The sequence below is a fragment of the Algibacter sp. L1A34 genome, from assembly GCF_009796805.1.
Taxonomy (GTDB): Bacteria; Bacteroidota; Bacteroidia; order Flavobacteriales; family Flavobacteriaceae; genus Algibacter.
The window spans coordinates 3,112,574-3,130,693 of sequence record NZ_CP047029.1 but is presented as its reverse complement, the minus strand read 5'-3'; the positions used below and the strand labels follow the sequence as shown (position 1 = coordinate 3,130,693).

Here is an 18,120-nt window from a genome sequence, read left to right as displayed (position 1 = left end):
AATGGCTTACATAGATTATTATAAATTATTAGGGCTTTCAAAAACAGCCTCAGAAGCCGATATTAAAAAAGCATATCGCAAATTGGCTCGTAAATATCACCCAGACTTAAATCCGAATGATAAAGTTTCAGAGAAAAAATTTAAGCAAATAAATGAAGCTAATGAAGTTTTAAGCCACCCTGAAAACAGAAAAAAATACGACCAATACGGTGAGAATTGGCAACATGCTGAAGAGTATGAAAAAGCAAAACAACAAGGACAATATAATCAAAGTTCTCAAGGTGGTCCTAGTGGATATGCCGATCAAGGTTATTCTTCTTTTTTCGAGGATATGTTTGGTGGTAGAGCTTCAGGAGGAGGCGGTGGTCGATCTGTAAAATTTAGAGGCCAAGATTTTAATGCGGAAATGCAACTAGACTTAAAAGATGTTTATACAGCACACAAACGTACCTTAACCGTTAATAATAAAAACATTAGAATAACCATTCCGGCAGGTATAGAAAATGGACAAAACATAAAAATAAAAGGCCACGGTGGCAAAGGTGTTAATGGTGGTCCAAATGGCGATTTGTATATTCAGTTTTCTATTTCAAACAATACAAAATTTAAAAGAGACAAAGATAACCTCTATACAACCATAGATTTAGATTTATATAATGCATTATTGGGTGGTGAAATTATGGTGGATACCTTTAACGGGAAAGTTAAACTAAATATAAAACCAGAAACCCAAAATGGAGCTCAAGTAAAACTAAAAGGAAAAGGGTTTCCTAAGTATAAAAAAGACGGTCAGTTTGGAGACTTATATATTACCTATCAAATAAAAATACCGACTGCCCTTACAGAAAAAGAAAAAACATTAATAAAAGAGTTACAAAAACTACGTCAATAATGGAAATACAAGATTTAATACCTGTACCAATTCTATGCAATCGCTATAATGTTCCGGTTTCCTTTATAAATACATTACAGGAATTTCAACTGGTAGAGGTTATTGCTAAAAATAATGACTTTTATATCCATACCAAACAGATAAAAAAAGTTGAAAAAATGATACGCTTACACTACGATCTAGATATTAATTTAGAAGGTGTAGATGTTATTTATAATTTACTAAAACAAGTTGAATCGCTACAAGAAGAAATAAAAACTTTAAATAATAGGCTAAGCCTTTATGAAGATATATAACTAATTAAAATGGAACAATTAATAAACTGGCTCGACAAAAACCCAACAATATTTAGTGTTTTTAAATATGTTATTCTTGTCATTTTTGTTCTTATTTTAATTCAATTATTTCGGCGTTATTTAAGAAAAAAAGTTACCGATACAGATGCTAGATATAAGTCTCAAAAAGGTATAGAAATTATTGGATACATAGTTCTAATCATTCTATCCTTTTCCTACTTCACAGGCAATATTAAAGATTTCACATTAGCTATTGGGTTATTTACTGCTGGTATCGCTTTTACGTTACAAGAACTTATTTTAAGCGTTGCTGGCTCATTATATATATTTATTGTTAAAGTATACAAACCTGGAGATCGTATTGAAATTAATGGTATTAAAGGCGACGTAATTGATGTAAACAGTATGCATACCACCATGATGGAAATTGGCCAATGGGTAAGCAGTGATAATTATAGCGGTCGTATTGTAAAACTAAGCAATGCATTCGTTTTTAAAGGCCCTATTTACAACTATTCTCAAGACTTTCCTTTTATTTGGGATGAGTTTAATTTACCCATTAAATATGGATCGGATATTGAATTAGCAAAATCTATAGTTATTAAAATTGCTTCGGAAATTCTTTCTGAACACACCATTAATTCAAAATCTAAATGGAATGAAGTTGTTAATAAATATTACATTGAAGACGCTGTAGTAGACCCAACTTTAGCAATTACTCTAAACGATAATTGGATTCAATTTAACCTAAGATATATTGTAGATTATAAAAAAAGACGCATCACAAAACATATCTTAAACAATGATATATATAAAGCCCTTGAAAAAACAAATGGCAAAGTTTTATTAGCATCAACAACTATAGAAATAATTAAAATCCCTGAAGTTAAAGTACACGTAAAAGAATAGCTTTTAATAATTTCTAAAGCATTATATATCTATAAATACAGTAAAATCTACTTCTATATAGTTTGCCTATTCGGTAAGTTTCTTACCAAATTTCATTCATTTAAAATTCCGAATCTATAAAATTATAGTTGATTGATATATATCATTGTAGATTACCTATTATAATTATATTTTTAGTAAATAATACTTTAAAATATAATATCATGAATACTAGTTTAAAATATAACGTCATGAAAGATTTAACCAAAAGCGAAAGCTTGCATATTTTAGAGACTAATTATATTGGTTACTTATCTTTTATATGGGAAAATAAACCTTATTCAATTCCTATTACTTATTATTATAATAAAGAAGATAATTGTATTATTAGTTATTCTGATGAAGGTCATAAAATCGATGCTATGAGATTAAACAATGCAACATCTCTAGCAATAACCGAAATAGAATCCATAAACAAATGGAAATCTATCCTTGTGCATGGTAAATTTGAAGAACTGGATGGCACGTTTGCACAACATCAATTACACAAATTTACTTTAGGTCTAAAAAAAATAATAGCTAATAAGGATCATGAATACCCTCAGTTCATAAACGATTTCCCCAACAAAACAAAATCTTACAAAGCCCCCGTAGTATACCGTATAAAAATATTAGATCTTTCAGGAAAAAGCAGTTAAAAACAGGAATATTAAACTCAAAATTTAGTGTCCTAAAATAATTTGGTTCTATGACGAATGTCATTTTTTTGAAAGATGTATAATCATAATTTTAATCAGATAAAATTAAGTGTTATGAAAACTATCCTATATGCAACAGATTGTACTAAAAACGATGCTTCAGCATTAAAATATGCTTATCGTTTTAGTTATATTATGAAAGCAAATTTACACGTGATGCACGTTTACGATGTTCCTCCTGTTTCTATTTCTGTTATAAAACGTTCTGACGTATTGAAGAATAATATGATTCAAGAGCAAAAAGATATTGTTACAAAATACTGCGAAACCCATCTTAAAAACGAATTTAGAGAAAACCCTATTAAAATTCATGTTGTCGAAAACATTTCAGTTGAAAATGCTATCCTCGACATATCCAAAAAATTATCACCAGATTTAGTACTTCTAGGTATTAAAGATACCCGTAGTCACAGAACGTATTTCTCTAGTAATATAGCAAATATATTGTTAGATAAAATTGAAGTTCCAGTAATGATGATACCAAATGGTATGGTTTATAAAAGCATTTCAACTATAGTATATGCAACAGATTTTGAAAAGGAAGATATTCTACCTATAAAAAAACTTATTGAAATTGTAAGCCCGTTTGAAGCTCTTATAGAAGTTGTTCATATTTATAAAACAGATACAACTACTGCTAAAGAAAAAATGGTACGATTTAAATCTATACTATTAGAGCAAATTTCTTATAAAGAAATCACATTTAAAACTATGGCTGCAACTAAAATAAAATCTGGTCTTGTAAGTGTTTTAGATAATGAAAAAGCAAGTATGTTAGCCATGTTAGAACGTAAACATAGCTTAAGTCTTGATAATTTATTTCATAGAGATTTGGTTAGAGAAATGGAAGAAATTGTAACCATACCAATACTAGCTTTTAACAAACATAATACTAAGCTAAAAGAAGCTGTTACTGCATAAAGACATCACTATATTTAATACAATTTTTAATCATTTATTTATCCTTATTATAAGTTGCATCTTTTCAACTTTAGAATAGAACAATAACATATCGAGTGTGTAACATAAGTAACCTTATTCAAATGCTGATATTGTAATTTTGAAACAACTTAAAGCGGAATTAAGATGATAAATGAATTAAACGATAGTTATGGGCATCTTTTTGAAGACGCCTTACTTGAAGAAATAGCACAGATTGGAACTTATAAAGAAATACCCGAAGGGTTTAAGTTGCTAGAAATAGGCGATTACATAAAATCTATGCCATTGCTTATTTCTGGAGCTATTAAGGTTTTACGAGAAGATAATGATGGAGACGAGCTATTACTTTATTATTTAGAACGAGGTGAAACCTGCTCCATGACCATGACCTGCTGTTTAGGACATAAAAAAAGTGAAATTAGAGCTATAGCCGAAACCAATGCAGAACTAATTATGGTGCCTGTAGGTAAAATGGAAGAATGGACGGCAAAATATAAATCTTGGAGAAATTTTGTTTTTGAAAGTTACCATAATAGAATAAACGAATTATTAGCAACCTTGGATAGTATTGCCTTTTATCAAATGGATGAGAGATTAGTACAATACTTAAAGAAAAAAGCCAGTGTTAATAATGATAATATTATTAGATATACACATCAAGAAATTGCTTACGACCTCCACACCTCTAGAGTTGTAATATCACGACTACTAAAAAAACTGGAACAGCTTGGCAAGATAGAGCTACATAGAAATTACTTGAAAATTTTAAATTTATAAACGCTAATTTTTTAAACTGAAAGTCCTTTAAATTATAGAGAATAAATATCCATTAATGCAAAAACTAGATATTACATCTGTGTAACTTAGGTTACATATAAAATGTAGGAATTAGATTAAATTTATGCTTATTAATAATCAAAAATGAAAAGCATCATAATCATGTCAATATTCACAACAATATTTGGATCTAAAACGCCTCAAAATAGTGCAATAAAAGTTTTAGATATTCTCGAATTTAAAGCACAGACACAAAACAAAAACGTACAATTAATAGATGTTAGAACTCCAAATGAGTTTAACTCTGGACATATAAAAAACTCAAAAAACATAGATTCGGCTTCTAGTAATTTTAATGACGAGTTTAGTAAATTAAACAAAGATCAAGCTGTTTATGTGTATTGCAGAAGCGGAGCTAGAAGCAGACAATGCTCGAATAAATTAGCTGCAATGGGTTTTACAGAAATCTACGATTTAAAAGGAGGCATATTAAATTATAAATAAACTAAAATTAACGGCGAACCCATTTTACCAACATATAAAATAACATTCAAAAATGAAAACTTCAATAATAGTACAAAACCTAAAATGTGGTGGTTGTGCCAATACAATTTCAACTAAACTATCGGATATTAAAAATATTTCGGATATTAAAGTTCATGTAGATGAAAGTAAAGTATCGTTTAATTACATAAATGAAGCCGATGCGCTTGCCGTAAAAGAAAAATTAAAAAATATAGGTTATCCTTCGGTAGAAGACGATAATAATTTAGTTTCAAAAGCTAAATCTTTTGTTAGTTGTGCTACAGGAAAATTTTCAAAATAAAATGGTTAAAATCAAAAATTTAATAGTCATATTTATTTTTTCTGCTCTAATCTTTAGTTGTAATAATTCTAAGAAAAAAGAGTATTCAGCTTTCGAAAATCAAAAGGAAGCAAACAACCATCCAGGTAAAAAATTAATGGAAGCTAATTGCTATGCATGCCATAGTCCTTCTGCAAATCAAGATGATCGAATTGGACCACCAATGATTGCTATAAAAAAACGTTATATAAATAACAAAACTACAAAGGCCAACTTTACAAAAGATATGCTAGCTTGGATTAAAAACCCAACTGAAGAGAATGCCAAAATGTACGGAGCAGTAAACCGTTTTGGTTTGATGCCAAAACTACCTTTTGAAGAAGAAACCATAACCCAAATAGCAGATTATATGTTCGATTTTGAGATTGATAAACCCGAATGGTTCGAAGCTCATTATAATCAAGAAAGAGGCAATAACAATGGTCAAGGTATGAAAAAAGGCCTGGGTAAAGGAAACGGACAAGGTATGCGCATGCAACAAACAAAAGCGAGTACTGATGATTTATCTTATGGTGAACGTGGCTTAAAATATGCCCTATCCACAAAAGCCGTTTTGGGTAAAAATTTAATGAAAGCCATTCAAAAAAAAGGAACTTTACAAGCCTTAGCATTTTGTAATATAAAAGCCTACCCATTAACAGATAGTATGGCTGTGGTGCATAACGCAACTATTAAAAGAGTTTCCGACAAACCTAGAAACCAAAATAATCAAGCAAATAAAAAAGAATTAACGTATATTGAATCTTTTAAAACCGATATTAAAAATAATATAGAACCAAAGGCGATTGTAGATCAACTGGATAATAAAGTTCAGGTCTACTACCCTATTTCTACAAATACAATGTGTTTACAATGTCATGGAAAAATAAACCAAGACATTCAAAAACTAACATTACGCAAACTAGAAAGCTTATACCCTCAAGATAAAGCAATAGGTTATAACATTAATGAAATTAGAGGTCTTTGGAGTATTACTTTTGATAAATAAATTAAATAAGTTATGAGCAAATTTTCAGAATTAATAGATAAAGATACTCCCGTAATAGTAGATTTCTATGCAGAATGGTGTGGACCTTGTAAAATGATGAATCCCATTTTAAAAGAGGTCAAAGAAACATTAAAAGATAGAGTTTCTATAATTAAAATAGATGTTGACAAAAACAAAGCTATAGCCGCTAAATACCAAGTAAGAGGTGTACCAACTATGCTACTTTTTATTAAAGGAAAACAAGTGTGGAGACAATCTGGTATGCTTCAAAAGCACGAATTAATTAATGTAATTACAGATTCCTATTAATGGATTTAAACGAAAGCTATTGGGATAATAGATACAAATTAAGTGATACGGGTTGGGATTTAGGCGAAGTCTCACCACCATTAAAAGCTTATTTTGATCAGTTAACAAACAAAAGCTTAAAAATTTTAATTCCTGGTGGAGGTAATTCTCATGAAGCAGAATATCTACACCTTAAAGGCTTTGAGAATGTATTTGTAATCGATTTATCTCAAACTGCACTCCTAAACATAAAAACAAGAGTCCCTTCCTTTCCTGAACATCATCTTATTCATGGCGACTTTTTTGATATAAATATCACTTTCGACTTAATTATTGAACAAACCTTTTTCTGTGCAATAAACCCCATTTTAAGAACTACTTATGCAGAAAAAGCATTTAAAATGTTAAATACAAACGGTAAAATAGCAGGTTTACTTTTTAACGCACCTTTAAATAAAACACACCCTCCTTTTGGAGGTTCTAAAACAGAATATAAAAAATATTTTCACCCAAATTTTGATGTGCTGTTAATGGATGAATCTCATAATTCTCATCACTCAAGAAAAGGAAGAGAGTTGTTTATTAAAATTAAGAAGAAATAATAACTATCAAAACCTAATTCAGGTTTATATTATTCAGAAAACTACACCATATATTTAGAGCAACACATCCTTATAATGCTTCTTTTTTTCAAAATTGCTCAACTTATGTAACTTAAGTTATATATAGACTTACTCTATAGGTTTAAATTTGCATCATAGAATAAACCAATAATACAATATATTAATTATGGAAGCAAATTTAGAAAAACAAGAAACTTTCACCATGCCAAGAATTGGTGATAAAGCACCAGAATTTACAGCAGTAACTACACAAGGAGAAATTAATTACCCTTCGGATTATAAAGGAAAATGGTCTATATTATTTAGTCATCCAGCAGATTTTACGCCGGTTTGTACTTCAGAATTTATGACATTTGCACATTTAGAAGAAAAATTTAATAAAGCAAATTGTAGCCTTATTGGTTTATCTATAGATGGTTTATTCAGCCATATTGCATGGTTAAGAACTATTAAGGAGAAAATTGAATTTAACGGAATGAAAAACGTTGAAGTTAAATTTCCTTTAATAGAAGATATTTCTATGGATATCGCTAAAAAATATGGTATGGTTCAACCAGGAGAAAGTAAAACCCAAGCCGTTAGAGCTGTCTTTTTTGTAGATCCAGAAGAAACCGTTCGTGCTATAATTTATTACCCTTTAAGCTTAGGCCGTAATTTTGATGAGTTATACAGAGCATTGATAGCCATGCAAACATCAGACAAATTTAATGTAGCAACTCCTGCAGATTGGAATCCTGGTGACGATGTTATAGTATCTCCAGCTGGATCTTGTGGCGTTGCAGAAGAAAGAATGACCTCTACTGAAGAGTTAGATTGTAAAGACTGGTTTTTCTGTACTAAAAAACTGGATAAAGATTTAGTGTTAGACAGCATTCTTAAAAAGTAAAATAATTTTTAAATTAAAAAGAGTCTCAAATTGAGGCTCTTTTTCTAATTTAACTCAATTAGTATATTTTTTTAAACTAAAATTGATAAACACAACGCTCCTTCAATATATTAGTTTTAAATTTAAAAGGAGACCAATTTTTCTATTATATAGATAAACATAAAAAGACAAAATTATGAATATTATACAATTTGAAGACAAACCATTAGCGCATTATTCATACGTTATAATAAGTAATAATGAAATGGCTATTGTAGATCCATCAAGAGATGCAAAGCCTTATTATGAATTAGCAGAAAAGCATAACGCAAAAATTAAAGCTATTTTTGAAACCCATCCCCATGCAGATTTTGTGAGCAGTCATTTTCAGATACATAAAGAGACGGAAGCAAAAATTTATGTAAGTAAATTGGTTGGAGCTAACTATCCACACCAAGCATTTGATGATGGTGATACACTAAAAATGGGAGCGATTACATTTTCTGCAATTAACTCACCAGGGCACTCACCAGATAGTATTACAATTATAGCTAATGATATAGATAATAATTATGCTATGTTCTCGGGAGACACCTTATTTATAGGCGATGTTGGAAGACCCGATTTGCGAGAAAAAGCGGGTAACATGAAAGCTAAAAGAGAAGAATTAGCTAAAAGCATGTATCATACCATACATAATAAATTTAATCATTTGCCAGATACTACAAAAGTGTATCCAGCGCATGGAGCAGGTTCTTTATGTGGTAAAAACATGAGTACAGATCCATCAAGTACTTTAGGAAGAGAACGAAATGAAAATTGGGCTTTTAAGGATTTAACCGAAGATCAGTTTGTGAATCACATTTTAAAAGATCAACCTTTTATCCCTGCTTATTTTGGATTTAATGTGGCTATTAATAAAGAAGGTGCAGATAATTTTGAAACTACATTCTGCGATGTACCTTTTAACTTTGGAATAACCGAGTTCAGGAATTACGACAGTTTGATTATTGATGTAAGAAGGGCTTCACATTTTAAATATAATCATCTTAAAGGAAGTATTAATATTATTGCAGAAACAGAAGATGATAAAGTAGAAACGTGGTTGGGTTCTATTGTAGAACCTAATGAAGCGTTTCATTTGGTAATTAATTCTATTAATGACAGAAAAACAATTCTTAGTCGTATAGCCAAAATTGGTTATGAAAAGCAAATAAAATCAATTATAACTTTAGGTTCTAATAAATTCGAAACATTCAAATCTTTAGACCTTGAAAACTTTAAAAAGTATCCAAATCAATATACAATTATTGATATCCGAAATACAAGTGAAGTAGATGAAGGTAAGGTTTTTGAAAGCGCCATCCCAATTCCTCTAAATCAATTAAGAGTTTCTAAAAACAAAATCCCTACAGATAAACCAATTGTAGTGCATTGTGCTGGTGGATATAGAAGTGCAGCAGGTAGTAGTATTATTTCAAATTTAATAAATAATGTTACAGTATATAATCTTAGCGACGATATTAACGAGTTTAATTAATTACTCATTACAAAATTAACAAAGCTATTTAATATTAAATATTATAGTTTTCCTGAAGAAAAATCAACGTTAATAAAAGATTTAAATTGCACGCATTGGCGCATATATATTAAATTAAAAAAGAGTCTCAAATTGAGGCTTTTTTTTGTAACCAAAGTTACGTAGTATTAACTATATACTTAGTACTTTTATAGTCTATAAAAAAAACTATTTTTAATAATTACAATCAGTCTAAATCATGACAGGTACTTTAATTTCCTTGATTAGTATTTTCATAGGGATTATTGCTGCAAATGTATTTGGGAATTTAAAAAAAACATATTCTTTTGGTTTCACAGGAAATACATTAATAGGTGTTTTTGGTAGTATCTTTTTTATTAAATCCTTTGGAAGATTAGGTTTCGATCCTTGGTCCATAATGCAAAACGGAACATTTCATATCTCATTATTTATCATTAATTGTATTATTTCCATTTTAGGTGGAGTGCTCGGATTAATAGCCATTAAGTTTATAGAGAGCAAATTGAATAAAGATCTTCCTAAAAAATAAATTAAAACTATAATAAAATAATCAAATAGGATACTGTTTGATTATTTTTTGTAAATTTGTTAACCATTTGGTTAAACCATTTAGTTGAAATGAGAAAAACAAAAGACGAAAATACGGAAGAACAAATATTAGACGCTGCAAAAAGCATATTTCAGTCGAAAGGAATGGATGGTGCTCGTATGCAAGAAATAGCAGATAAAGCAGGTATTAACAAAGCGATGCTTCATTACTATTACAGAAGTAAACAAATGCTGTTTGAAGCAGTCTTTAAAAATGCCTTTTCATTATTAGCACCTCAATTAAATACTATTTTAAATGATGATTCTTCAATTGAAGAAAAAGTAAGAAACTTTACTTCAAATTATATAACATTTATTGTTAAACATCCATATCTGCCAAATTTCATAATTCAAGAATTGAATAGAAATCCAGATTTTATTCTTAAAATGAAAGGCACAAATGGTTTCCCTAATATTGAAAAATTTAAAAAACAAGTTCAATATGAAGTTGAAAACAACATTATTCTACCCATTAGCGCAGAACAATTATTCATAAATATTATGGCTTTAAATATTTTCCCATTTGTAGCCAAACCACTAATCATGGTATTTACAAATACAGATGATGACGCTTATAAAAAGCTAATTGAAGATCGAAAAACAGAAGTAGCCGACTTTATTATTAATTCTATAAAGCACATATAAAATGAAACAATTAATAATCATTTTAATCCTCCTAACGGCCTTGCCAAGTATTGCTCAACAAAGCATTACACTAGAAGAATGTTACAATTTAGTAACTACTAATTACCCTTTAGCAAAACAATCTAAACTATTAAATACCCAAAACAAACTAGAAGCTGCAGTTATTTCTACTTCACAATTGCCGCAAATAAGTTTAGATGCCTATGCCACTTACCTATCGGATGTTATTGAGTTTCCTGCCACAATGTCTGCGGTGGAGCCACTAAACAACGACCAATATCGTGCTACGGTTTCCGTAAATCAATTAATTTATAATGGAGGAGCAACCGGTGCTTCCTTAGATTTAAAATCGGCGCAATTAAAAACCAAACAGAAACAAGTAGAAGTTAGTTTGTATCAATTAAAACAACAAATCAATCAGCTCTATTTTTCCATTTTATTAGCACAAGAATCAAAGTTATTATTAAACGCAAAACAAACGCAACTACAAGCAAAACTAAAAGAAATACAATCGGGAATTAAATATGGTGCTGTTTTACCATCTTCAGATAAAGTTTTACAAGCTGAATTATTAAAAATAGATCAACAATTTAAAGAATTAGAAAGTAATAAATTAACACTTATCCAATCTCTTTCTAGTTTAATAAGCCTGCAATTAAACTCTTCAACTTTATTTCAAAATTCATTGGTAGAAACGCAATTACAAACGGATTTAACCCGACCAGAATTAGAATTATTTCAACTTAAAAAAGAAGAAATTGAAAATTCGGAAAGTGTATTATCAAAACAAAATGCACCAAAACTACTAGGGTTTGCAACTGGTGGATATGGTAATCCAGGACTAAATATGCTCGATAATTCATTTCAAACATTTTATACTGTTGGAGTTAAATTGAATTGGAAAGTATTCGATTGGAATTCGAACAAAAAACAACGTGAATCCTTATTAATTAATAAAGATATTATAGATAATGAAACCGAAATTTTCAAACTAAACACTAACATTGAATTAAATAAACAACAAAAAGAAATCGATAAAACAGAAGCCTTTATCACATCAGATTTAGAGATTATAAATCTTAGAAAAGAGGTACTAAAATCGGCAGATTCTCAACTTAAAAACGGAGTTATTACCTCATCGGCATATATTACAGAACTCACCAATTTATACGAAGACGAAAATACGTTAGTAAAACATAAAATTCAGTTACAACTAGCAAAATCAAATTACAATATCATTAAAGGACAATAAAAATATACAGATGAAAAATTACAACTATATATTGGGTTTAAGCATAATAGCAACAAGCTTGTTTTCTTGTGGAAACAACGATGAAAAGGCCGATGGCTATGGAAATTTTGAAGCTACGGAAATAACCATTTCAGCTGAAAACAACGGAAAATTAATGCAATTCGATCTAAATGAAGGCGATGTACTTCAAAAAGAACAATTCATTGGTTATATCGATACTATTCCGTTAGCATTAAAACAAGAACAATTAGAAGTGTCTAAAGCTGTAATTGGCTCAAAATCTAAAGGAGTTTTATCCCAAATAAGTGTACTAAATTCTAGATTAAAAACAGCCAACATTAATAAAACACGAGCAGAAAATTTAATAAAAGATAACGCAGGAACTCAAAAACAATTAGACGATGTTTCTGGAGAAATTGATGTTATAAGAAATCAAATTAGAAGTGTAGAAATACAAAATGCACCTGTGGTTAACGAGCTTAAATCTATCGATGTGCAATTAAAACAAATTGACGATCAGATTCAGAAAAGTAAAATTATAAATCCTGTAAACGGAACGGTATTAACTAAATATGCCGAGCCTAATGAAATTACCGCTTTTGGTAAACCTTTATATAAAATAGCAAATTTAAACACGATGCAATTACGCGTCTACATTAGCGAAACGCAATTGGGCAATATTAAAATAGGTCAAGAAGTTACTGTGGAAATTGATGGTGTAGATACAATGAAATCTTATAAAGGTTCGATTAGTTGGATTGCTTCGGAAGCAGAATTTACACCAAAAATAATTCAAACTAAAGAAGAACGTGTTGTATTAGTTTATGCAGTAAAAGTAGATGTGAAAAATGATGGCAGCCTTAAAATAGGAATGCCTGCTGAAATGTGGATTAACAATATAAATAATAACTAAAATGATGAAATATTTAATTTTTGTAATAACCTTAATTGTTTTTGTTGGTTGTAAAGACAATGAAAAGCAAAATACTTTAGATAGAATACAAACAAATAACCCACCCGTTGTAGTAGATAACACAAAGGAAAACAGAGAGACTTTAGAAGTTTATAAAAACTCATGGACTAATGAAATAAAGACGAACAAAGAAGGTAAATGGTTAGCAAACAAAGAAACCAATGAAGGTGTAAAAAACATGCTTAATAGCCTTGAAACCATTAAAACAAATACTTTAGAGGATTATAAAACTCTAGCAAAACAATTAGACATCAATAAAAATTATATTATTAAAAATTGTACTATGAAAGGTGAACCTCATGATAATTTACATGTTTGGCTCTTACCATTGATGGATAAAATTGAAGCACTTTCTGAAGCTAAAACTATTGAAGATGCTTCAAAATTAAAAAAGAGTACTGCGGAAAATATTTATAAATACAACACCTACTTTCAATAATAAATATAAGATACAATATCATGGAAAAACATACTTATAACGTTAATGTAAATTGGACAAAAGACAGAAAAGGAACCATGTGTTCCCCAGAATTAAAAAATAATGCAACCAACGAAACTAATTGCATTGAAGTTGCAACACCACCAGAATTTCCCGGAGGAATGCCCAATATTTGGTCGCCAGAACATTTATTTACAGCAGCGATAAGTAGCTGCTTAATGACCACTTTTTTAGCGATTTCTGAATATTCAAAATTAGAATTTGTGAGTTTTAAATGTGAATCTAAAGGGGTTTTAGAAAAAGTAGATGGCAAGTTTGTAATTAGCGAAGTATTATTGTTTCCGGAAGTTGTAATTACAGACGAATCTAAAAAAGAGCGAACAGAACGTATTTTAGAAAAATCGGAAAAAGCCTGTTTAATTTCAAATTCCATTACCTCTAAAATTACTATGGAAACTAAAATTATTGTTCAAAATTAAAACTAAGTGAGTATATCTGTTAACCATATTAGCAAATCGTACAAAAACGTAAAAGCCTTAGAAGATATTTCTTTTGAAGTTAAGGAAGGTGAACTTTTTGGACTTATTGGTCCTGATGGAGCAGGAAAAACAACGTTGTTTAGAATTCTAACAACACTTTTAATTGCAAATGAAGGTACGGCCACGGTTGCCAATTTCGATGTGGTTTTAGATTATAAAAAAATTAGAAATAGTGTTGGCTATATGCCAGGGAAATTTTCACTCTATCAAGACTTAACTGTTGAAGAAAATCTTGATTTTTTCGCCACTATCTTCGGAACAACTATAGAAGAAAATTACGATTTAATAAAAGAGATTTACGTTCAAATAAAACCTTTTAAAGACCGTAGAGCAGGAAAATTATCTGGAGGAATGAAGCAAAAACTTGCTTTATGTTGTGCACTAATCCACAAACCTAAAGTACTGTTTTTAGACGAGCCAACCACAGGTGTTGATCCTGTTTCCAGAAAAGAATTTTGGGAAATGTTAAAGCGTTTACAACAAAAGGGGATTACTATTTTGGTATCTACACCTTACATGGACGAAGCTGCTTTGTGCGATAGAATTGCTTTAATACAAGATGGTAAAATTTTACAGATTGACACGCCTAAAGCTATTGTAAAACATTATCCCAAACAAATTTATAATGTAAGGGCTAATAATACGTATCAACTCATAAATGCTTTAAAGGATTATGAATACAACCATAGCGTCTACCCTTTTGGAGAATTTGTACATTATTCGGATAGTAGAACAGATTTTAATCCAGAAGATTTAGTAACCTATTTAGGATCAAAAAACCTATCTAATATAGAAATAGAAAAGACACAACCAACTATTGAAGACACCTTTATGGAATTAGCAAAATAGCCCTATAAGGTTTAAATAAAAATGGAAAATAATAAAGTTATACAAGTAGAAGGACTAACCAAAATGTTTGGAGATTTTACAGCAGTAAACGCGATTACTTTTGAGGTTAATAAAGGTGAAATATTTGGGTTTCTAGGAGCTAATGGAGCAGGAAAAACAACAGCCATGAAAATGTTGATTGGTATTTCTAAACCCTCTTCTGGAAAAGCAAATGTTGCAGGGTTTGATGTGTACAAACAAGCTGAAAATATCAAAAAAAATATTGGTTATATGAGTCAGAAATTTGCTTTATATGACGATTTAACGGTTAAAGAAAACATCACTTTTTTTGGAGGGATTTATGGCCTATCAAGAAAAAAAATAAAAGAAAAATCAGAGCTATTAATTGAAGAATTGGGATTGGAAGAAGTAAAAAACCAGTTAGTAGGTTCTTTACCATTAGGATGGAAACAAAAATTATCCTTTTCTGTGTCTTTAATTCATGATCCAAAAATTGTGTTTTTAGATGAGCCAACAGGAGGAGTAGATCCTATAACTAGACGTCAATTTTGGGAAATGATTTACAAAGCCTCAAGTGAAGGCACAACTGTTTTTGTAACGACACACTATATGGATGAAGCAGAATATTGCGACAGAGTTTCCATCATGGTTAACGGTAAAATTGAAGCTTTAGATACACCTAAGAAACTCAAAAAGCAGTTTAAAGTGGATAATATGAACGATGTGTTTCTAAAACTAGCAAGAGGATGAAAAGATTTATAGGCTTCATAAAAAAGGAATTCTACCATATTTTTAGGGATAGACGCTCGTTGTTTATTCTCTTTGGTATGCCAATTGCTCAAATTATGCTATTCGGTTTCGCTATAACAAACGAAATCAACAATGTAGATATTGCCGTTTTAGATCATTCTAAAGATGCGACAACAGAAGAGATTATTAATAAAATTTCAGCTTCAAAATATTTTAGCATTAATCAATTTATTGACAAAGAGTCGGATATTGAAACTATTTTTAAAAAGGGAAAAGTAAAAGCTATTTTAAATTTCGAAAAAGATTTCAGTAAAAATCTAATCAAAGATAATAAAGCAACCATACAGATTATTACGGATGCTACAGACCCAAATACCGCAAATACAATAAGTAATTATGTAAATGCAATTCTTCAGCAATATCAAAAAGGATTGAATAAAAACATCACAATTGCATACCAAATAATACCAAGAACACGCATGGTTTATAACCCAGAATTAAAAAGTGTGTATATGTTTGTCCCTGGTGTTATGACAATTATTTTAATGTTGGTTTCCGCAATGATGACTTCAATTTCTATTACAAAAGAAAAAGAATTAGGCACTATGGAAATCCTTTTAGTATCCCCAATAAAACCAATTCAGGTCATTATTGGCAAAGTATTTCCGTATATTTTTCTATCCATTATTAACGCAATAGTCATTGTTATGCTGAGTATTTTTATTTTTAAAATGCCAGTTCAAGGTAGTTTCTTTTTACTAGGTATAGAAAGTGTTTTATTCATCATCACTGCATTAGCCTTAGGTATTTTAATATCAACTATTTCGGCAACTCAACAAACAGCCATGATGATTTCTTTAATGGGGCTCATGCTTCCTGTAATTTTATTGTCTGGTTTTATTTTCCCTATTTCAAGCATGCCTTTACCATTGCAAATTATTAGTAATATTATTCCAGCAAAATGGTTTATCATCATCATTAAAGGTATTATGCTCAAAGGTGTTGGATTACAATTTATATGGAAAGAAACTTTAATTTTAATAGGAATGACGGTCTTTTTTATTGGAGTGAGCGTTAAGAAATATAAAATTAGATTGGAATAATGAAAACAATTCTATACATCATACAAAAAGAGTTCAAGCAAATTTTTAGAAATAAAGGTATGCTTCCTATCATTTTTGTTATGCCATTAATACAACTCATTATTTTATCAAATGCAGCCACTTTTGAAGTGAAAAATATAAAATTTGGCTATATAGATAATGATCACTCTTCAACATCTAGAGCCTTAGTTGAAAAATTTAACGCATCTACATATTTTAATGTATTAACAGATTTTTCTTCGGAAGCACTAGCAAGTTCAGCAATGCTTAAAGGAGATGTTGATGTTCTTTTACAAATTCCACAATATTTTGAACGTGATTTACAAAAAGAAAAATACAACAATTTAGGAGTAACTATAAATGCTATTGATGGTGCTGCCGCTGGAGTTGAAAATGTATATGTTACACAAATCGTGCAACGCTTTAATCAAAATATAAAAGTAGATTTATTACAAGTTTCCGACAAACAAATACAGCCAATTACCATAGAAAACATTCCTTTGTTTTGGTATAATAAAACTTTAAACTATAAAACCTTTATGGTTCCAGGAATACTAGTTCTATTGGTAACAATGATTACTCTTTTTCTTTCAGGAATGAATATTGTACGAGAAAAAGAGATAGGCACATTAGAGCAAATAAATGTAACACCAATTAAAAAAAGTCAGTTTATTATCGGGAAACTCTTTCCTTTTTGGATAATAGGACTAGGCTTATTAACTGTTGGTTTAGCATTAGCAAAACTTATATTTAATGTTCCTATGGTTGGAAGTTTACCACTCCTCTATTTATACACATCTATTTATATTTTAGTGATTTTAGGAATTGGCTTATTCATATCCAACTTTACGGATACTCAACAGCAAGCTATGTTTATTGCTTGGTTTTTTATGGTTATTTTTATTTTAATGAGTGGCTTATTCACACCAATAGAAAGCATGCCAAAATGGGCACAAACAATAACGGATTTTAACCCCATTAAATACTTTGTAGAAGTGATGCGCATGGTAATGCTGAAAGGTTCTGGGTTTATGGACATCCTTCCTCAGCTATTAAAAACAGCACTTTATGCTTTTATAATGAATGGTTTAGCTGTTTGGAGTTACAAGAAAACAAATTAACACTTGTGTAACCAAAGTTACTGTTTAACTAATGTAAAAACCCAACCTTTACACTATCATTAAGGCTTTCTGTTCCAAAGAAAATCAAATTGATAAATATCATTTTGTATCCTTAGTT

General features: G+C 29.9%; 23 protein-coding genes. All 23 read left to right on the top strand.

All coding sequences use genetic code 11. The features are described 5' to 3' along the window. Position 1 precedes the first annotated feature (1 nt). The 23 genes from GQR97_RS13180 to GQR97_RS13070 all read left to right on the top strand — a co-directional run bounded on the left by GQR97_RS13180 (position 2) and on the right by GQR97_RS13070 (position 18,002). Positions 2–892, top strand: coding sequence for a DnaJ C-terminal domain-containing protein (locus GQR97_RS13180; protein WP_158849143.1), 891 nt, complete (start codon positions 2–4; stop codon positions 890–892). Next, a complete protein-coding gene (locus GQR97_RS13175) occupies positions 892–1,188 on the top strand; it encodes a chaperone modulator CbpM (protein WP_158849141.1) in 297 nt (98 codons plus the stop codon). The genes GQR97_RS13180 and GQR97_RS13175 overlap by 1 nt, the downstream gene beginning before the upstream one ends. A gap of 9 nt (positions 1,189–1,197) precedes the next feature. Continuing rightward, positions 1,198–2,097 (top strand): mechanosensitive ion channel family protein, encoded by a 900-nt coding sequence (locus GQR97_RS13170; RefSeq protein WP_158849139.1) that lies wholly within the window; start codon positions 1,198–1,200, stop codon positions 2,095–2,097. 230 nt (positions 2,098–2,327) lie between these two features. Further along, positions 2,328–2,774: a pyridoxamine 5'-phosphate oxidase family protein gene (locus GQR97_RS13165; protein ID WP_158849137.1), complete on the top strand. Its 447-nt coding sequence runs from the start codon at positions 2,328–2,330 to the stop codon at positions 2,772–2,774. Between the two features lie 114 nt (positions 2,775–2,888). Continuing rightward, the gene (locus GQR97_RS13160; RefSeq protein WP_158849135.1) at positions 2,889–3,755 is read left to right on the top strand and encodes a universal stress protein; all 867 of its coding nucleotides are present in this window, start codon (positions 2,889–2,891) and stop codon (positions 3,753–3,755) included. A 165-nt stretch (positions 3,756–3,920) separates the two neighbouring features. After that, the gene (locus GQR97_RS13155; protein ID WP_158849133.1) at positions 3,921–4,553 is read left to right on the top strand and encodes a Crp/Fnr family transcriptional regulator; all 633 of its coding nucleotides are present in this window, start codon (positions 3,921–3,923) and stop codon (positions 4,551–4,553) included. A 144-nt stretch (positions 4,554–4,697) separates the two neighbouring features. Next, positions 4,698–5,057, top strand: coding sequence for a rhodanese-like domain-containing protein (locus GQR97_RS13150; RefSeq protein WP_233267538.1), 360 nt, complete (start codon positions 4,698–4,700; stop codon positions 5,055–5,057). Positions 5,058–5,109: 52 nt separating this feature from the next. Next, a complete protein-coding gene (locus GQR97_RS13145; protein WP_158849131.1) occupies positions 5,110–5,379 on the top strand; it encodes a heavy-metal-associated domain-containing protein in 270 nt (89 codons plus the stop codon). A 1-nt stretch (position 5,380) separates the two neighbouring features. Continuing rightward, a complete protein-coding gene (locus GQR97_RS13140; protein WP_158849129.1) occupies positions 5,381–6,406 on the top strand; it encodes a DUF3365 domain-containing protein in 1,026 nt (341 codons plus the stop codon). A gap of 12 nt (positions 6,407–6,418) precedes the next feature. Continuing rightward, positions 6,419–6,715, top strand: a complete 297-nt coding sequence (trxA, locus tag GQR97_RS13135; RefSeq protein WP_158849127.1) for a thioredoxin — start codon at positions 6,419–6,421, stop codon at positions 6,713–6,715. After that, positions 6,715–7,296: an SAM-dependent methyltransferase gene (locus GQR97_RS13130; RefSeq protein WP_158849125.1), complete on the top strand. Its 582-nt coding sequence runs from the start codon at positions 6,715–6,717 to the stop codon at positions 7,294–7,296. The genes trxA and GQR97_RS13130 overlap by 1 nt, the downstream gene beginning before the upstream one ends. Before the next feature lie 187 nt (positions 7,297–7,483). Then, entirely contained in the window at positions 7,484–8,203 is a 720-nt protein-coding gene (locus tag GQR97_RS13125; protein ID WP_158849123.1) for a peroxiredoxin, read from the top strand. Between the two features lie 175 nt (positions 8,204–8,378). Continuing rightward, complete coding sequence (locus tag GQR97_RS13120; protein ID WP_158849121.1) at positions 8,379–9,722, top strand: MBL fold metallo-hydrolase; 1,344 nt, start codon at positions 8,379–8,381, stop codon at positions 9,720–9,722. Between the two features lie 238 nt (positions 9,723–9,960). Then, entirely contained in the window at positions 9,961–10,272 is a 312-nt protein-coding gene (locus tag GQR97_RS13115) for a hypothetical protein (protein ID WP_158849119.1), read from the top strand. 89 nt (positions 10,273–10,361) lie between these two features. After that, positions 10,362–10,976 carry a TetR/AcrR family transcriptional regulator gene (locus tag GQR97_RS13110; RefSeq protein ID WP_158849117.1) on the top strand — a complete coding sequence of 205 codons (615 nt, stop codon included), beginning with the start codon at positions 10,362–10,364 and terminating at the stop codon, positions 10,974–10,976. Position 10,977: 1 nt separating this feature from the next. Continuing rightward, positions 10,978–12,228, top strand: coding sequence for a TolC family protein (locus GQR97_RS13105; protein WP_158849114.1), 1,251 nt, complete (start codon positions 10,978–10,980; stop codon positions 12,226–12,228). A gap of 10 nt (positions 12,229–12,238) precedes the next feature. Continuing rightward, positions 12,239–13,141 carry an HlyD family secretion protein gene (locus GQR97_RS13100; RefSeq protein WP_158849112.1) on the top strand — a complete coding sequence of 301 codons (903 nt, stop codon included), beginning with the start codon at positions 12,239–12,241 and terminating at the stop codon, positions 13,139–13,141. A gap of 1 nt (position 13,142) precedes the next feature. Further along, on the top strand, positions 13,143–13,640 hold the full coding sequence (locus tag GQR97_RS13095) for a hypothetical protein (protein ID WP_158849110.1): 498 nt from the start codon (positions 13,143–13,145) through the stop codon (positions 13,638–13,640). 20 nt (positions 13,641–13,660) lie between these two features. Next, positions 13,661–14,119, top strand: a complete 459-nt coding sequence (locus GQR97_RS13090; RefSeq protein ID WP_158849108.1) for an OsmC family protein — start codon at positions 13,661–13,663, stop codon at positions 14,117–14,119. A gap of 6 nt (positions 14,120–14,125) precedes the next feature. Beyond that, the gene (locus GQR97_RS13085; protein ID WP_158849106.1) at positions 14,126–15,028 is read left to right on the top strand and encodes an ABC transporter ATP-binding protein; all 903 of its coding nucleotides are present in this window, start codon (positions 14,126–14,128) and stop codon (positions 15,026–15,028) included. A 21-nt stretch (positions 15,029–15,049) separates the two neighbouring features. Beyond that, positions 15,050–15,778 (top strand): ABC transporter ATP-binding protein, encoded by a 729-nt coding sequence (locus GQR97_RS13080; RefSeq protein ID WP_158849104.1) that lies wholly within the window; start codon positions 15,050–15,052, stop codon positions 15,776–15,778. Further along, entirely contained in the window at positions 15,775–16,881 is a 1,107-nt protein-coding gene (locus tag GQR97_RS13075; RefSeq protein WP_158849102.1) for an ABC transporter permease, read from the top strand. The genes GQR97_RS13080 and GQR97_RS13075 overlap by 4 nt, the downstream gene beginning before the upstream one ends. Beyond that, positions 16,881–18,002, top strand: a complete 1,122-nt coding sequence (locus GQR97_RS13070) for an ABC transporter permease (RefSeq protein WP_158849100.1) — start codon at positions 16,881–16,883, stop codon at positions 18,000–18,002. Before GQR97_RS13075 ends, GQR97_RS13070 begins: the two co-directional genes overlap by 1 nt. The last annotated feature ends 118 nt before the right edge of the window (positions 18,003–18,120 follow it).

Excerpts from the sequence above, each read along its gene's own strand:
- GQR97_RS13180 (WP_158849143.1), top strand. The coding sequence starts at position 2 with ATGGCTTACATAGATTATTATAAATTATTAGGGCTTTCAAAAACAGCC.
- GQR97_RS13175 (WP_158849141.1), top strand. The coding sequence starts at position 892 with ATGGAAATACAAGATTTAATACCTGTACCAATTCTATGCAATCGCTAT.
- GQR97_RS13170 (WP_158849139.1), top strand. The coding sequence starts at position 1,198 with ATGGAACAATTAATAAACTGGCTCGACAAAAACCCAACAATATTTAGT.
- GQR97_RS13165 (WP_158849137.1), top strand. The coding sequence starts at position 2,328 with ATGAAAGATTTAACCAAAAGCGAAAGCTTGCATATTTTAGAGACTAAT.
- GQR97_RS13160 (WP_158849135.1), top strand. The coding sequence starts at position 2,889 with ATGAAAACTATCCTATATGCAACAGATTGTACTAAAAACGATGCTTCA.
- GQR97_RS13155 (WP_158849133.1), top strand. The coding sequence starts at position 3,921 with ATGATAAATGAATTAAACGATAGTTATGGGCATCTTTTTGAAGACGCC.
- GQR97_RS13150 (WP_233267538.1), top strand. The coding sequence starts at position 4,698 with ATGAAAAGCATCATAATCATGTCAATATTCACAACAATATTTGGATCT.
- GQR97_RS13145 (WP_158849131.1), top strand. The coding sequence starts at position 5,110 with ATGAAAACTTCAATAATAGTACAAAACCTAAAATGTGGTGGTTGTGCC.
- GQR97_RS13140 (WP_158849129.1), top strand. The coding sequence starts at position 5,381 with ATGGTTAAAATCAAAAATTTAATAGTCATATTTATTTTTTCTGCTCTA.
- trxA (WP_158849127.1), top strand. The coding sequence starts at position 6,419 with ATGAGCAAATTTTCAGAATTAATAGATAAAGATACTCCCGTAATAGTA.
- GQR97_RS13130 (WP_158849125.1), top strand. The coding sequence starts at position 6,715 with ATGGATTTAAACGAAAGCTATTGGGATAATAGATACAAATTAAGTGAT.
- GQR97_RS13125 (WP_158849123.1), top strand. The coding sequence starts at position 7,484 with ATGGAAGCAAATTTAGAAAAACAAGAAACTTTCACCATGCCAAGAATT.
- GQR97_RS13120 (WP_158849121.1), top strand. The coding sequence starts at position 8,379 with ATGAATATTATACAATTTGAAGACAAACCATTAGCGCATTATTCATAC.
- GQR97_RS13115 (WP_158849119.1), top strand. The coding sequence starts at position 9,961 with ATGACAGGTACTTTAATTTCCTTGATTAGTATTTTCATAGGGATTATT.
- GQR97_RS13110 (WP_158849117.1), top strand. The coding sequence starts at position 10,362 with ATGAGAAAAACAAAAGACGAAAATACGGAAGAACAAATATTAGACGCT.
- GQR97_RS13105 (WP_158849114.1), top strand. The coding sequence starts at position 10,978 with ATGAAACAATTAATAATCATTTTAATCCTCCTAACGGCCTTGCCAAGT.
- GQR97_RS13100 (WP_158849112.1), top strand. The coding sequence starts at position 12,239 with ATGAAAAATTACAACTATATATTGGGTTTAAGCATAATAGCAACAAGC.
- GQR97_RS13095 (WP_158849110.1), top strand. The coding sequence starts at position 13,143 with ATGATGAAATATTTAATTTTTGTAATAACCTTAATTGTTTTTGTTGGT.
- GQR97_RS13090 (WP_158849108.1), top strand. The coding sequence starts at position 13,661 with ATGGAAAAACATACTTATAACGTTAATGTAAATTGGACAAAAGACAGA.
- GQR97_RS13080 (WP_158849104.1), top strand. The coding sequence starts at position 15,050 with ATGGAAAATAATAAAGTTATACAAGTAGAAGGACTAACCAAAATGTTT.
- GQR97_RS13075 (WP_158849102.1), top strand. The coding sequence starts at position 15,775 with ATGAAAAGATTTATAGGCTTCATAAAAAAGGAATTCTACCATATTTTT.
- GQR97_RS13070 (WP_158849100.1), top strand. The coding sequence starts at position 16,881 with ATGAAAACAATTCTATACATCATACAAAAAGAGTTCAAGCAAATTTTT.